Raw genomic sequence first — 12,843 nt, 5'->3', positions numbered from 1 at the left:
GGGTTTTGCGCCCTATCGGGAGGCCATGGTTCCGGCTTCCCGCATGCGCTTGACGCTCTCTGGCGAGTACACGCCCATCGGCGATTCGCCCTGGATGATGCCGAGCAACAAGGCTTCGTCCTGGCCCGGCGCCGGGGTCACACATTCGAATCGCCGCTGCACGCCCACCGGACACGCGATGAAATCCAGACGACCCAGCATCACCGACTCGACACCGTCCGGACCTTCCCAATCGATGCGCCATTGGCCGTCGATGCACAGGAAGGTCTCTACCGTGTCATGCGCGTGCATCAGCACACCCTTGCCCGGCCGGGCCGAAATGAACGACAGCCCGAACCCTGCCTTCATATGGCGGATGTGTGCGCGTGCCTCGCTGCCGAAGGGCGAATAGGCGCCCTCACCTTCCGGCTGCTCAAAACCGAGCACATTCAAGAACGTCCGCTGTCCTTCCGGCAAGCCCATGTCTGGCAGGCCAGCGCTGCAACGGGTCAACTCCGAAAACCGGGCCACGCACATCAGCATTTCCTGGGTCGTGGGCTGGATCGATTGAAGGGTCATGGTCGATGTCTCCTGTCTTGATTTCTTATGGATCGAATCATTACTGCGGTCCGGTCACGGCAACAGCTTGCGCAGATGGTTCGCCGATTTCTGCTTGCTGCGGTCAAGGCGCCCGCGGTTACGATGTGGGCTCTGGTGCCTGCTACTCGCTGCGGAAGTGCTCCAGCAGCGCGGCCTGAAATGCATCGGGATTCAGCAACGCCGGATAATGGCCGCCTGTGGTCAAGCGATATTGCGCGGACGCGGCATAGCGATCTCGCATGGCCTGGCGCGTCGGCTCGTCAACGACAGGGTCATCCTCCGCATCCAGCACCGCCAGCTTGCTGGCCGGAAATTCGACCTCGGGCAAAGGCGATGCACCCAGCACCGCCAACAACGACGCCTTGGCCATCTCTGCGGTCTGGTCCGTGCCCACCAAATGCAGCATGGTGCGTTTGAAGTCGGACTTCGCGGCCGTGTCTTCCGGTAACGCCCGAAGCTGCGTCAAGGTCACGGCCAGGTGCTCATCCGCCGGCTTGGCCATCAGCGCGTTGCGCGGAATCTTGCGTTGCAGCCACGTTGCGTCAAGGAAGGTATTGGCGAACATGACCCGCCGCACCCGCGACGGTTCACGCAGCGCACACAGTTGAGCCAGATAGCCGCCCAGCGACGATCCGAACAGATCGAAGTGATCGATGCCTGCCTTCGCCAGCACCACCAGCAACCCCGACGCCAGATGGTTGACATCGTCCACGGCCGGGTAGGACACGCTGACCACACGGCGGCGCTCGCGAAGCGTGTCTATCGCCCGATAGAACGTGTCGCCTGTGCCCCCCGCACCCGGCAGCATCACCAGCGGAACCCGCGTGGCGTCTTGATCCGTATCACGCAGCGTCCACGTGCTACCCAGGGTGACCCACTGCGTGGCGGGGAAGCGGCCTTGAAAATCGGCTAGGTTCGAATTCATGCGGGTTAACCGGTGTTGGATGGGGAAACGCATTCCACCATCGCGGCCCGACCTCGCCAATCAAGCCACGCGAATCCGCCCATTCACACCGCAAATGCGCCGTACGGGTCGGCACCCGATGACGGCGCATACATTGACCCGATCACACGTCCGTTTCAGAATCGACCATTCCCGCCGGAGACACCGTTGATCCCGCTCAAGAAAAATATCGACCTGAACCTGCTGATCTGCCTGGACGCGCTACTGACAGAAGGTTCTGTGACCCGCGCTGCCGAACGCCTGAACATGAGCCAGCCTGGCATGAGCCATGCCCTGTCCCGCTTGCGCGCCCTGACTGGCGACGCCCTGTTTGTGCGGTCCGGCAACGACTTCATCCCCACCGAACGCGCGCAAGCGCTGGCCGGCAAAGTACGTGTCGGCCTGGCCGCAATGGAAGAAATATTTTCGGAAGAAGGCCCGTTCGACCCCGCTACTACGGCCGGAAAGCTGACCGTTGCCGCCGTCGATTCCGTCGGCGTCCTGTTGATCCCATTGATCGCGCGGGCATTGGCGGAGCAAGCGCCCAAGGTCACCTTGCACGTGCGCCTGCCCGACACCGACCAACTGCGCGAGTGGCTGACCGAAGGCGAATGCGACGTTGCGCTGGGCTTTTTTCCCGACGTCCATCCCGAGTTGCATGGCGGCGACCTGTTCGGCCAGGAACTGTCCGTCATCAGCGGCCCAAGCCACCCCTTGCGCGGCCAGCCGATGGACTTCCAGCAATATGCGGATTCGACGCACGTCATTTTCGGTTCGCCCTTTTCGGAACGATCGCCGATGGAAGTCGCGATCGATCAGGCCTTGAAAGGCAAAGGCATCGAACGCAGACACTCGGTCCAGGTGTCTTCGATGCTGTTGGTGCCCTATGTGATCGCCGCCACCCCCCACGTCGCAGCGCTGCCGACCTGGCTCGCGCGGCAATATGCAGACATGCTGTCCCTGGACGTGCGCCCCATGCCCATGAACCACCCGCCCATCATGATCCGCATGCTGTGGCATGACCGGACGCATCGTACCGGGCTGCATCGTTGGGTGAGACAGCTGGTGCGGTCACTGACGAGAGAGCTGGCACGGACTGAAGGTGCGATCAGCGTGGCCCAGAACATCGAAGGCACGACGTTTCCGGGCGGGATGTAGACGAGACCGCTTCACAACATGTGGCTGCGCCGACGTCCAACGCCACACGCAAGGTTTGGTCAACGCAACCCCTATCCATCATCGCTTATGACTTCACGCACACGTCAACGCGACGGTAGCAACGCATCCAGATCGACAGCGTCCGCCATCGCACGATTGCCCTCATCGCCAGGATGCAGCCGATCCCCCGAATCGAACGGTGCGGCCAGGCGTGCCGGATGCGAAGGATCCCGAAGCACCGCGTCAAAATCAATCACCGCATCGAATGCGCCACTGCTGCGTATCCAGGCGTTGAGTGCCTGCCGCAACGCGTCCTTGTCGACGTTGTAGTAGTCATCAAGCGGGGTGTTTGGCAGCGCGCCTTCGAACGGCGGCAGCGTTCCACCGACGACGCGGACACCCCGCGCATGCGCCTGTTCGATCAGTTGCCGGTAACCCGCCGTCAGATCGTCCAACGACGGCCGCTTCGCCTTCCGTGCAAAGGCGGTGCCAGGCCACGCAATGTCATTGATGCCGAGCAGCACGATCACACTCTGCACGCCCGGCTGACTCAACACATCACGATCCAATCGCGCCAGCGCGTTGACGCCCATGCCGTCTGACAGCAAACGCGCACCCGAGATGCCCGCGTTGAGTACCGCGACTCCTCGCGGCGCCAGCCGAGCCGCCAGAAAATCAGGCCAGCGGCTGTCTTTGTCCAGGCTGGCAGTCGCGCCATCGGTAATCGAATCGCCAATGACCGCGACCGCCCGCGCAGGACTATCGGTCTCTACCTGGATACCAGACAGCAGCGGCCGCGCAGTCGTTGTCTCCTGGCTGGACATGCGAAGCCTTGTAGCTTCAGTCTGGTCGCCAGGCACGAGCCAGCCGGTCTGCCGACCGTCCCAATGGAAGCTCTGGACCGCTGTCGCATCCGGCAGATGAAAGCTGACGGCCACTTGCGACAACGGCGTCACATGCATTGCCACCGGGTCGCTGAGTAGCGACGCCCCAGGCAGAATCACTGCACGCGCCTGGCCGTTGAACAGGACCGCATGCATGCTGTCGCCGGCCACCGAACCGTCAACGGTAGTCCGCGCCACAGTAGCCTTGCCCACGGTGACCGGCTCGATGCCATACGCGTTGGACAGCACGATCCGAACGCGTTGACCACCGACGCTGATACGCGCGATCTGGCGCACGGTCTGGTCTTTCAAGACTGCCGGCAGATGGGTGGGAAACATGAAGTCCGATCCCCATACAGGCTGAGGGCTCGCTTGCCACGTCGCCACCCATGCCGGCGCGGCAATGGCCGGTGACATGACAGACGCAGCGCTTGATACCAACGCGATCTTGAGCACCACCCATACCCACTGTTTGATTCGAACAACCACTTCGCACTTCTCCTGAACGATGAATTGAACGCCTTCAAGGGCAAGAATTATGAGTTGAGCGACCAGCGGGCACTAGAATGTCGCCCGGCACATCACCTGTGCCTTGAATTCATGAAGGGGCTACGACATGGCGCGTCTGGACATCAACCGTTCTGGCGAAATGGAAGTGTTTGTCCGCGCGATCGAACTGGGCGGCTTCTCGGCCGCCGCCCGAGCTTGCGGAATGACGCCGTCCGCCGTCAGCAAACTCGTCGCGCGCCTGGAGCACCGCCTGGGTACCCGACTTGTGAACCGGTCCACCCGGCAACTGCAGCTCACGCCAGAAGGCTGCGTGTTCTACGAGCGCAGCGTCCGTATCCTGGCCGACCTGAACGAGGCGGAACGCTGCGCAAGCACCGATGCGACGCCTCGCGGCAAGCTGCGCGTGAACGCCAACGTTCCCTTCGGACACCGGTTCCTGCTGCCCCTGGTGCCCGCCTTTGTGGCGCGGTATCCCGACGTGACGCTGGATATCGTCCTGACCGATGAAGTGGTCGACATCCTGGAAGAACGCACCGATGTGGCCGTGCGCGCCGGCCCGATGAAGAATTCCAATCTGCTGGCGCGCAAGCTGGGCGCAACCCGCATGGTAATCGTCGGTGCGCCCATCTACCTGGAACGATGCGGCACTCCGGCAACGCCAGACGATCTGCTCACCCATAACCGGCTGGGCGCCAACTACGCACGCGTGCAATCAGGCTGGCCGCTGGAACACCGCGGCGTGAAAAGCGTCGTGCCCGTGTCGGGCAACGTGCAGGTCAGCGATGGTGAAGCGCTGCATCGGCTAGCCGTGGCCGGGCTGGGGCTGGCGCGCCTGGCCGCATTTCAGGTGCGTGACGATATTGCGGCCGGGCGGCTGGTGCCGGTCATGGAAGAGTGCAACCCCGGCGATCTGGAAGAGATCCACGCCGTGTATGTGGGGCAAGGGGGCCATGTCCCCCTAAGGGTGCGGGCGTTGCTGGATTTTTTGGTTGAGGCGGTCAAGATCCGTTGATGCCAATCACCGGCGCCGCAAAATCCCACATCGCCAGCCCCTCGCCCCACTCGCAGAACCGCCAGGCCATCCCTACCCTCAAGCAGCCTTGATCCCCAACTTGTTGATCAGCTCGCGAAACGTCGCGTTGTCTTGCGCGATCAGCGCCTTGAAGGCTGCCTCGTCCAGATAGCCTTCGCCCATGTTCTGCTTCGCCATGGTCTGGCGCAGCACGGGCTCCTGCAGCGCCTTCACCATCGCGTTGCGCAGCACTGCAAGGACCTCGGGGGGCGTGCCTTTGGGAGCCGCCAGGCCACGCCAACCCTGAATCACCAGATCGATCTGCCGTTCGCGGAGCGTCGGCACCTGCTCCCAACCGGCGGCGATGCGTTTGTCGGCCATCACTGCCAGCGGCCGGATCTTGCCGGCTGCGACGTACGTCGCGACCTCGACCGGTGTGACCGCCACGGCTTCGATGTGGCCGCCCAGCAGGTCCAGCACCGCCGGGTTGGCGCCGCGGAACGGCACGTGGTTCAGCTGCGTGCCGGTCTTGTCACCCAGCGCAGCGGCTGCAAGATGGCCCAGTGATCCGGGGCCGGCGTTGCCGACGCGCATCGCGTCGGGGGTCTTGCGGGCGGCGGCCAGGAAGTCCTCGATGGTCTTGTACGGCGAATCGGCGCGCACGGCGATGGTGGCTGGGTCGGCGTTCAGGCGCACGATCGGCGTCACGTCGTCGGCTGTGAATTTGACGACGCCCATGTGCGGGATCATCGTAATTTCCACGGTGATGATCGCCAGCTTGTAGCCATCGGGCTTTGCGTTGATCAGCTCGGCCCAGCCGACACCGCCACTGGCGCCGGCACGATTGATGACGATCAGTTGTTGCGACAAGTGCGGCCGGGCGGCTTCGGCCAACGTGCGCGCGAGTACGTCGGTGCCGCCGCCGGCGGCGAAGGGCACGATCAGCTCGATGGGCCGGGCGGGATAGGCACCGGACTGGGCGGCGGCAGGCAGCAAGGCGCTTGCGCCAAGGGCAGCGAGCGCGCCCAGGGCCTGGCGGCGGGAGATGGAAAATTCGGTCATGAACGAAGTCCTTTGAAAACGCGTACCGTCAGTCGAGCCGGATGTTGGCGGCCTTGATCACACCGGACCACAGGGTCTGTTCGCTGCGCACGAAATCGGCAAATTGCTGCGGCGCCATCGGCATCGGCTGGATCCCGATCTCTTCGAGCTTGGCACGCGTCTCAGGATGTTTGAGCGCAGCCACGAGTTCTTTGTTGAGCCGTTCCAGCACCGGCGCCGGCAAGCCGGCCGGCCCGACGAAGCCCTGCCATGCATAGGCTTCAAAGCCCGGCACGCCGGCTTCGGCCATGGTCGGAACATCGGGCAGGATGGCCAGGCGCTGTGGTGTGGCCACGGCGAGTACGCGCAGCTTGCCGGCCTTGATCATCGACAAGCTGGGCGGCAGGTCGACGAACATCGCGTTGACCTGACCCGCCATCAAGTCCTGCAACGCAGGGGCCGAGCCCTTGTAGGGCACGTGCAAGATGTCGGTCTTGGTCTGCTGTTTGAAGAGCTCCAGCGCCACATGCAGCGGCGACCCGGGCCCGGACGAGGCCGAAGACACGGACCGCGGCGACTGACGAACCAGCGCCAGAAATTCCTGCACGTTTTTTGCCGGGAACGAAGGGCTCACCGCCAGTACCAGTGGCATGCGGCCCAAGCCACCGATAAGGCTGAAGTCCTTTTCGGCGTTGTAGCTCAGGCTCGCGTACATCGCCGGATTGAACGCCAGCGTGCCCGAGTCGGCCGTCCCGACGGTGTAGCCGTCGGGTGCCGACCGGGCGATGAAGGTGGCGCCGATGATGCTGGCTGCGCCGGGCCGGTTCTCGGCGATGACGGGCTGGCCCAATCCGGGCGCCATGCGTTGTGCGAGCTGGCGCGCAATCACATCGGTCGTGCCGCCCGGCGCGTAGGGCACGATCCACCTGACCGACTGATGGGGATAGGGAGCGGGCTGCGCCTGCGCAGCGCCTGCATTCAGGCCGGCCAGCAGCGTGACCGCCAGAAGGCGGAGGGTGGTTCGTTTTGTCATCGTGTCTCCAGGGTTTCTATTTTTTTGGTACTTCAGGCGGCGGGCGCTATCGAGGCGCCAGCATCCATTCGTGCGCCGGATCGTTGCGGAAGGCCCAATGTCGCCGCGGCCCGGCCATGGTGTTGAGGTAGTACAGGTCATAGCCATGCGGCGCGACGCAGGGGTGGTAGCCGCGCGGGACCAGCACGGTGTCGCGATGCTCCACGGCCATCGTCTCGTCCAGGCTGCGGTCGTCGGTGTACACGCGCTGGAAGGCAAAGCCCTGCGCCGGGTTGAGCTGGTGGTAGTAGGTTTCTTCCAGGACCGTCTCGGTCTCGCCCGCGGTGTCATGCTTGTGCGGCGGATAGCTCGACGCATGGCCGGCCGGTGTGACGACTTCAACGACCAGCAAGCCTTCGGCTGGCTCGGTCTGCGGCAGGATGTCGCACACGTAGCGCGTGTTGCTGCCCTCGCCTCGTACGCTGCGCGCCATGTGCTCGGGCGCGATCACGCGTTCCTTGTGCAGCCCTTTGGCGGGTGCTGAACTCAGCGCGACTTCGGCCGCGCCGCGCGCCACGATACGCACGTCCCGGCCCGGTGGCACGTAGACCGCTGTCGGCGAAAGATCGTCGAATACCGAATGTCGGCTGCCCAGCCCGCTATAGCGCTGCCCGCCTACCGTCACATCGACCTGGCCGGTCAGCACCGTCATGCAGAACTCGCGCGCGCCGGTGGCCAGCGTCTCTTCATCGCCGGCGGCCAGGCGCAGCGCCTTGAAGCCGACATGACGCCATCCCGCTGATTCCGGCGTGACATCCGCAACGACGCGCCCCGACTGCGCAGCTTTGACCAGCAGGCTCATGGCAAGACCTCTTCGGTGACGGGTGCGGCGGCGCGGCTGGCACGCCAGCCGTCAACCAGGCGCATGAAATTGGCCTTTACCCCGGCCTTGAACCGGGTGTCGTCGATCTCGCCGCGCAGCCAGGCCTGGCTTGGTTCCGACCATACCGACCGCCCGACCATGAAGCCCTTGACCAACGGCACGCGTGCCTGCGCAAAGCTCGCCACCAATTCGTCCAAGGGCTGTGACAGCCCGAGGATGACGGCGCCGCGGCAGTACGGGTCGCGCTCGCGCACCAGCGCATCCAGTGCGTCCCACTGGTGTGCCGACAGCGCGCCAACCTTCCACCATTCGGGCTTCAGGCCCAGGTCATAGAAGTGACGAATGGCCTCGACGACCGCCTCGCCCGTGTCGCCGGGCGCCAGGGTGTCGCGCGGCGGGATGACTTCCAGCAGCAGTTCGTGGCCGCTCGCGCGTGTCGCCTCGGCCACTTGCAGCAGCCATTCGTCCTGCTCGTGGCGCAGCGCGGCGGCGTCGCTCGGGTGATAAAAGACCAGGCACTTCACCACCTGTTCGCGGGGCCAGTGCTTCAGCTGGGATCCGAGCGAGCGTGTGCCGTCAAAACGCAGCGGACGCGAACCCGGTTGCTCGATAGGCCTGCCGACCCACCAGCCACGGCCCGTGGCCAAGTGCAATGCGGGCTCGCCCAGGTCAGGGCGGCCGTCAACCAGCACGCCAAGCCGTCCACGCAGGCCGGGTTCGTGGTGCTCGATGCCAGCCACGACCTCGTTCAGCAGGTGCTTGAGACGAACCAGTTGCGCCGGTTCGGCGCCGGCCTTGTGCGCCATGTCTTCAAACTGGGAACGATGGTCATAGGCCAGCACATAGAGTTCAGGCCAATCCTTGCGCCGAATGCTTGCACGATGCAGATGGGCCAGTTGAGGATCATGGTCAGGCCGCGGATGGCGGTTGCCCGAGAACCAATGCGCCAGTTCAGCCGGCGTCGGCATGGCGGGCGCGCAGCCATGGCGTGACACGACGATCGCACCGCAGGCGTTGGCGATGCCAGCGGACTCGCGCCAGTCCTTGCCGCGCAGCAGGCCCGCCAGCAATCCGGAGGCAAACGCGTCCCCTGCACCCAGCACGTTCAGCACCTCGACACGCTCCCCCATTACCGTGAGCGCGTCATCGATCCGGGTTGGCACCGCACCGTCGATGATGCTGCAGCCCAGCGCACCGCGCTTGACCACAAACACCGCCTGCGTGCATTCGCGCGCGCGGCGCAGGCAAGAGATCAGGTCGCCTTCCACCCCGCCGGCGATCATCCACTCTTCTTCCGTGCCGATGATCAACTCGAACTGGCCTAGCTGTTCCTGCAGGTGCCGGGTGACGGCCTGGCTACCCACGTAGCGCGTTTCGCCATCGCCGCGGCCTGTCAGGCCCCACAAGACTGGGCGATAGTCGATGTCCAATACCCGTATCACACCGTGGCGTCCCGCCAGTTCCAATGCACGACGGCTGGCGGCCAGGACAGTGGGCGTGCTCAGGTGCGTACCCGTGATGAGCAGGCTCCGGCAGCGGGCAATGAAGTCTTCGTTGATGGCGTCGGCATCCAGCGCCATATCCGCGCAGTTTTCGCGCGCAAACAGCAACGGGAAGGTGTCCTGGTCCTTGATGCCCAGCAGGACCATGCCGGTCAGGCGCTGCGGATCGATCTGGACCTGGCTGACATCGCAGCCTTCGCGCTGCAAGGTGTTGAGCAGGAAGCGGCCGTTCTGTTCATCTCCGACGCGTGAGACCATGGCGGATGCGAGGCCCAGGCGCGCCGTGCCGAATGCGATGTTGGCCGACGAGCCGCCAAGATACTTGGAGAAGCTGGTGGCGTCTTCAAGGCTGCACCCGATCTGGTCGGCGTACAGGTCGACCGCGAGGCGCCCAAGGCAGGCAATGTCGATCGGGCGTCGCTCGGGAAAGGAAAGCTTGCGCATGGAACAGGGTCTCCGTGGGATATCGGCGGCGGGTACAGTGAGCAGGCCCGGCGCGCCCGTGTCCCGGGTTCTTGGTGGATGCAGCAATCTTATCTAAAATAGAATTATTTTTCCATATAAATGCAAAATAGAATTTCTGAGTCAGGCTCCCCATCGCCCAATGCAGCGCCCGGCCCCTACGTAAGCGCCGACGATTTCCTTGATGCCATGCGCAGCGGTTTCGAAGGCCTGAGCCGCCAGCTCAAACTCATCGCGCGCTACGTGGAGACCAGCCGCGACCGGCTGGCGCTGGACGGCGTGCAAGAGACCGCCGGCCAATGCGGCGTGCAGCCCTCGGCCGTCGTGCGCTTTGCGAAGCACTTCGGATTTTCAGGATTTTCGGAAATGCAGGCGTTGTTCCGGGCAGGCGCCGCCCAGCGGCTGGCACCCCATCGTGACTACCAGGAACGCATCCGATCGCTGGTGGATGGCGCAGGCGTCGAGACCATCACCCCGGCACGCATTGCGCACGAAGTGATCGGCGGCAGCATCGAACGCTTGCAAGCGCTACAGGCCGACCTGCCCGATGAACGCTTCGACGCCGCGGTGGAACTGATGCTGGACGCCCCCGCCCTGTGGCTGGCCGCGTCGCGCCGGGCGTTTCCCGTGGGCGCGTACCTGGCCTATGCGCTGCAGCACACGGCCAAGCCGGTGCACTGGCTGCATGGGCTGGGACATATGCAGCAGGGCGAGCTGCGCGCGTTGGCGCCGGGGGATGTGTTGATTGCCGTCTCGTTCGAGCCCTACGCACAAGAGACGCGGGACGTGGTGGACGCGGCGTTGGCGCGTGGGGCTCGGCTGCTGGCCATTACCGACAGTCAGTTGAGTCCGCTGGCCAAGCAGGCCAACGCCGTGCTGCTGGCGGAAGATGGCGCCACGTTCGGCTTCCGGTCGCTTACCAGCACATTGTGTCTGGCCCAGTCGCTGTTCTTGGGATTGGCATACCGGATGGAGTTGGCTTACGAGCGTAAAGGTGGGTGATGGACGGCGACCCGCTTTCTGCGTGCATACACACTGACGATAGCGCCGGCGGATCATGACGCCCTCCTCCCCGTTCGCACCCGACGCGGTCGAGCGCATCGTATTTCCCGCCGCGGACGGCTACGCGTTAGGCGGGTACGTCTGGCACGGTGCTGGCGAGCCGAAGCGCCCTCGTCCCGTTGCGATCATCAACGCCGCCACCTCCGTCCGCTGCCGGTACTATGCCCGATTCGCGTATTGGCTTCATCAACACGGGTGGGACGTCGTGACCTTCGACTACCGGGGCATCGGCGAATCGCGTCATGGCTCGCTACGCAAGCTCGACGCTGACTGGATCGATTGGGGCGAGCACGATGTCGAAGGCGCCCTGCGGTACGTTACCGAGCGCTTCCCGGGCCAACCCATCGATGTGATCGGACATTCCGCCGGCGGGTTCGTGGTCGGCCTTGCGGCGTCCGCGCGTCAGATCCAACGCATCTTTACCGTCGGCGCGCAGTACGCCTATTGGCGCGACTATTCGCCGCAGGTTCGCAAGGCCATGTTCCTGCGCTGGCACGTGGCCATGCCTTTGCTGGCGTGGATGCTTGGCTATGTGCCCGCCAAGCGTCTGGGATGGATGGAAGACACCCCCAAGGGCGTGGCGCTGGACTGGGGAAGAATGGGGCCGCGCTTCGAACACACGGTACGGCGTGGCCGTGGCCGTGGCCTTGGCCCAGGCCGCGACACGGCGCAGCGCAACTCCGCCGCCGAAGAACTGGCCAGCCGCTTCAGGCAGGTGACGGCGCCCATCCTGGCCGTGGGTATCGACGACGACCCTTTCGGCACCGAACCGGCGCTTGACCGCCTGCTCGACTACTACACGCGAAGCGAGCGGCACCATCTTCGGCTGGCACCGGCCGCGATCAACGTGCCGGAAATCGGCCACTTTGCCTTCTTCCATGAAGGCTTCCGCGACACACTGTGGCCGCTGGCGCTGGGTTGGTTGCGCACCGGCGAGGCTTCCGACACGCTTCTCGGCACACTAAAGCGTCGGCCTGCTGACAGCGGGTCGATACCGCACGCTTCCCCATAAGCGTCGGCCTGCTAACCGCGGGTCAAGACAACACGCTATCCCATGACAGTCATATGCCGCCACCGCCTGGTCACCCGTCCCAAGTCAGGAACATTTCACATGCATAGACGATTTTTTCTTGCCACCACCTTGAGTGTTCTCATTTTGCCTGGCGCGGCATCCGCCAGTGATCCGACCGGCCTGCCAGCCCTGCACGAAGCCGCCAAGCGAAATGACGCGCGCAAGGTTTCCGAGCTACTGGCGACTGGCGTTGCCATCGACCAACGCAACGACAACGGACAGACTCCGCTACTTGTCGCGACGCACGCCAACGCCGTCGACGCCGCCCGTGTCCTGATCCAGGCCGGCGCCGACGTCAACGCCAAAGACCGCATCCAGGACAGCCCCTACCTGTACGCCGGCGCGCGCGGCCATCTCGACATCCTTCGCCTGACCCTGGCACACAGTGCCGATCTGAAAAGCACCAATCGCTATGGTGGGACGGCACTTATCCCCGCCGCCGAACGCGGCCATGTCGAGACCGTGAAGACATTGATCGATGCCGGCGTTGCGGTTGATCACGTCAACAATCTTGGGTGGACGGCGCTGCTCGAAGCCGTGATATTGGGTAAAGGCGGGCCGAGTCATCAACAAATCGTCAGCGTACTGATCGATGCTGGCGCTAACGTCAACCTTGCCGATCGAGATGGCGTCACTGCGCTTCAACATGCACGCACGGCGGGCTATCGTGAAATCGAAAAGCGACTGGTCGCTGCGGGCGCTCGATGATGCGTCGTGTCCTAG

Annotated in this window: 12 protein-coding genes; 5 read left to right on the top strand and 7 right to left on the bottom strand. The window is 64.3% G+C overall.

Annotation, left to right across the window (positions count from 1 at the left end):
• Window positions 1-12 precede the first annotated feature (12 nt).
• Both HD883_RS02495 and HD883_RS02490 read right to left on the bottom strand, forming a co-directional pair.
• Window positions 13-558 carry a cupin domain-containing protein gene (locus HD883_RS02495; RefSeq protein ID WP_179587982.1) on the bottom strand — a complete coding sequence of 182 codons (546 nt, stop codon included), beginning with the start codon at window positions 556-558 and terminating at the stop codon, window positions 13-15.
• A gap of 142 nt (window positions 559-700) precedes the next feature.
• Window positions 701-1,504, bottom strand: a complete 804-nt coding sequence (locus tag HD883_RS02490) for an alpha/beta fold hydrolase (protein ID WP_179587983.1) — start codon at window positions 1,502-1,504, stop codon at window positions 701-703.
• A 186-nt stretch (window positions 1,505-1,690) separates the two neighbouring features.
• Here HD883_RS02490 and HD883_RS02485 point away from each other — a divergent pair, with 186 nt between their 5' ends.
• Window positions 1,691-2,680: a LysR family transcriptional regulator gene (locus HD883_RS02485; protein WP_179587984.1), complete on the top strand. Its 990-nt coding sequence runs from the start codon at window positions 1,691-1,693 to the stop codon at window positions 2,678-2,680.
• A 104-nt stretch (window positions 2,681-2,784) separates the two neighbouring features.
• Here the strand turns inward: HD883_RS02485 and HD883_RS02480 are convergent, their stop codons facing one another.
• Window positions 2,785-3,981, bottom strand: a complete 1,197-nt coding sequence (locus tag HD883_RS02480) for an SGNH/GDSL hydrolase family protein (RefSeq protein ID WP_179588781.1) — start codon at window positions 3,979-3,981, stop codon at window positions 2,785-2,787.
• A gap of 199 nt (window positions 3,982-4,180) precedes the next feature.
• Here HD883_RS02480 and HD883_RS02475 point away from each other — a divergent pair, with 199 nt between their 5' ends.
• The gene (locus HD883_RS02475; RefSeq protein WP_179587985.1) at window positions 4,181-5,086 is read left to right on the top strand and encodes a LysR family transcriptional regulator; all 906 of its coding nucleotides are present in this window, start codon (window positions 4,181-4,183) and stop codon (window positions 5,084-5,086) included.
• A 78-nt stretch (window positions 5,087-5,164) separates the two neighbouring features.
• Here the strand turns inward: HD883_RS02475 and HD883_RS02470 are convergent, their stop codons facing one another.
• The 4 genes from HD883_RS02470 to HD883_RS02455 are packed head-to-tail and all read right to left on the bottom strand — an operon-like array spanning window position 5,165 to window position 9,968.
• On the bottom strand, window positions 5,165-6,148 hold the full coding sequence (locus HD883_RS02470) for a tripartite tricarboxylate transporter substrate binding protein (RefSeq protein ID WP_179587986.1): 984 nt from the start codon (window positions 6,146-6,148) through the stop codon (window positions 5,165-5,167).
• A 28-nt stretch (window positions 6,149-6,176) separates the two neighbouring features.
• A complete protein-coding gene (locus HD883_RS02465; protein WP_179587987.1) occupies window positions 6,177-7,160 on the bottom strand; it encodes a Bug family tripartite tricarboxylate transporter substrate binding protein in 984 nt (327 codons plus the stop codon).
• A 46-nt stretch (window positions 7,161-7,206) separates the two neighbouring features.
• Window positions 7,207-8,001 (bottom strand): 5-deoxy-glucuronate isomerase, encoded by a 795-nt coding sequence (gene iolB, locus HD883_RS02460; protein WP_179587988.1) that lies wholly within the window; start codon window positions 7,999-8,001, stop codon window positions 7,207-7,209.
• Window positions 7,998-9,968, bottom strand: a complete 1,971-nt coding sequence (locus tag HD883_RS02455) for a bifunctional 5-dehydro-2-deoxygluconokinase/5-dehydro-2-deoxyphosphogluconate aldolase (protein WP_179587989.1) — start codon at window positions 9,966-9,968, stop codon at window positions 7,998-8,000. The genes iolB and HD883_RS02455 overlap by 4 nt, the downstream gene beginning before the upstream one ends.
• A 120-nt stretch (window positions 9,969-10,088) precedes the next feature.
• Here HD883_RS02455 and HD883_RS02450 point away from each other — a divergent pair, with 120 nt between their 5' ends.
• The 3 genes from HD883_RS02450 to HD883_RS02440 all read left to right on the top strand — a co-directional run bounded on the left by HD883_RS02450 (window position 10,089) and on the right by HD883_RS02440 (window position 12,828).
• A complete protein-coding gene (locus HD883_RS02450) occupies window positions 10,089-10,988 on the top strand; it encodes a MurR/RpiR family transcriptional regulator (RefSeq protein WP_179587990.1) in 900 nt (299 codons plus the stop codon).
• 55 nt (window positions 10,989-11,043) lie between these two features.
• A complete protein-coding gene (locus HD883_RS02445) occupies window positions 11,044-12,060 on the top strand; it encodes an alpha/beta hydrolase family protein (protein ID WP_179587991.1) in 1,017 nt (338 codons plus the stop codon).
• 99 nt (window positions 12,061-12,159) lie between these two features.
• Window positions 12,160-12,828 (top strand): ankyrin repeat domain-containing protein, encoded by a 669-nt coding sequence (locus tag HD883_RS02440; RefSeq protein ID WP_179587992.1) that lies wholly within the window; start codon window positions 12,160-12,162, stop codon window positions 12,826-12,828.
• The last annotated feature ends 15 nt before the right edge of the window (window positions 12,829-12,843 follow it).

This window comes from Pigmentiphaga litoralis (assembly GCF_013408655.1).
GTDB lineage: Bacteria > Pseudomonadota > Gammaproteobacteria > Burkholderiales > Burkholderiaceae_B > Pigmentiphaga > Pigmentiphaga litoralis_A.
The sequence above is the reverse complement of the archived record's forward strand: the minus strand, read 5'-3'. Positions and strand labels throughout refer to the sequence as shown.

Excerpts from the sequence above, each read along its gene's own strand:
- HD883_RS02465 (WP_179587987.1), bottom strand. The coding sequence starts at position 7,160 with ATGACAAAACGAACCACCCTCCGCCTTCTGGCGGTCACGCTGCTGGCC.
- HD883_RS02450 (WP_179587990.1), top strand. The coding sequence starts at position 10,089 with ATGCAAAATAGAATTTCTGAGTCAGGCTCCCCATCGCCCAATGCAGCG.
- HD883_RS02445 (WP_179587991.1), top strand. The coding sequence starts at position 11,044 with ATGACGCCCTCCTCCCCGTTCGCACCCGACGCGGTCGAGCGCATCGTA.
- HD883_RS02440 (WP_179587992.1), top strand. The coding sequence starts at position 12,160 with ATGCATAGACGATTTTTTCTTGCCACCACCTTGAGTGTTCTCATTTTG.
- HD883_RS02495 (WP_179587982.1), bottom strand. The coding sequence starts at position 558 with ATGACCCTTCAATCGATCCAGCCCACGACCCAGGAAATGCTGATGTGC.
- HD883_RS02475 (WP_179587985.1), top strand. The coding sequence starts at position 4,181 with ATGGCGCGTCTGGACATCAACCGTTCTGGCGAAATGGAAGTGTTTGTC.
- iolB (WP_179587988.1), bottom strand. The coding sequence starts at position 8,001 with ATGAGCCTGCTGGTCAAAGCTGCGCAGTCGGGGCGCGTCGTTGCGGAT.
- HD883_RS02455 (WP_179587989.1), bottom strand. The coding sequence starts at position 9,968 with ATGCGCAAGCTTTCCTTTCCCGAGCGACGCCCGATCGACATTGCCTGC.
- HD883_RS02470 (WP_179587986.1), bottom strand. The coding sequence starts at position 6,148 with ATGACCGAATTTTCCATCTCCCGCCGCCAGGCCCTGGGCGCGCTCGCT.
- HD883_RS02490 (WP_179587983.1), bottom strand. The coding sequence starts at position 1,504 with ATGAATTCGAACCTAGCCGATTTTCAAGGCCGCTTCCCCGCCACGCAG.
- HD883_RS02480 (WP_179588781.1), bottom strand. The coding sequence starts at position 3,981 with ATGTCACCGGCCATTGCCGCGCCGGCATGGGTGGCGACGTGGCAAGCG.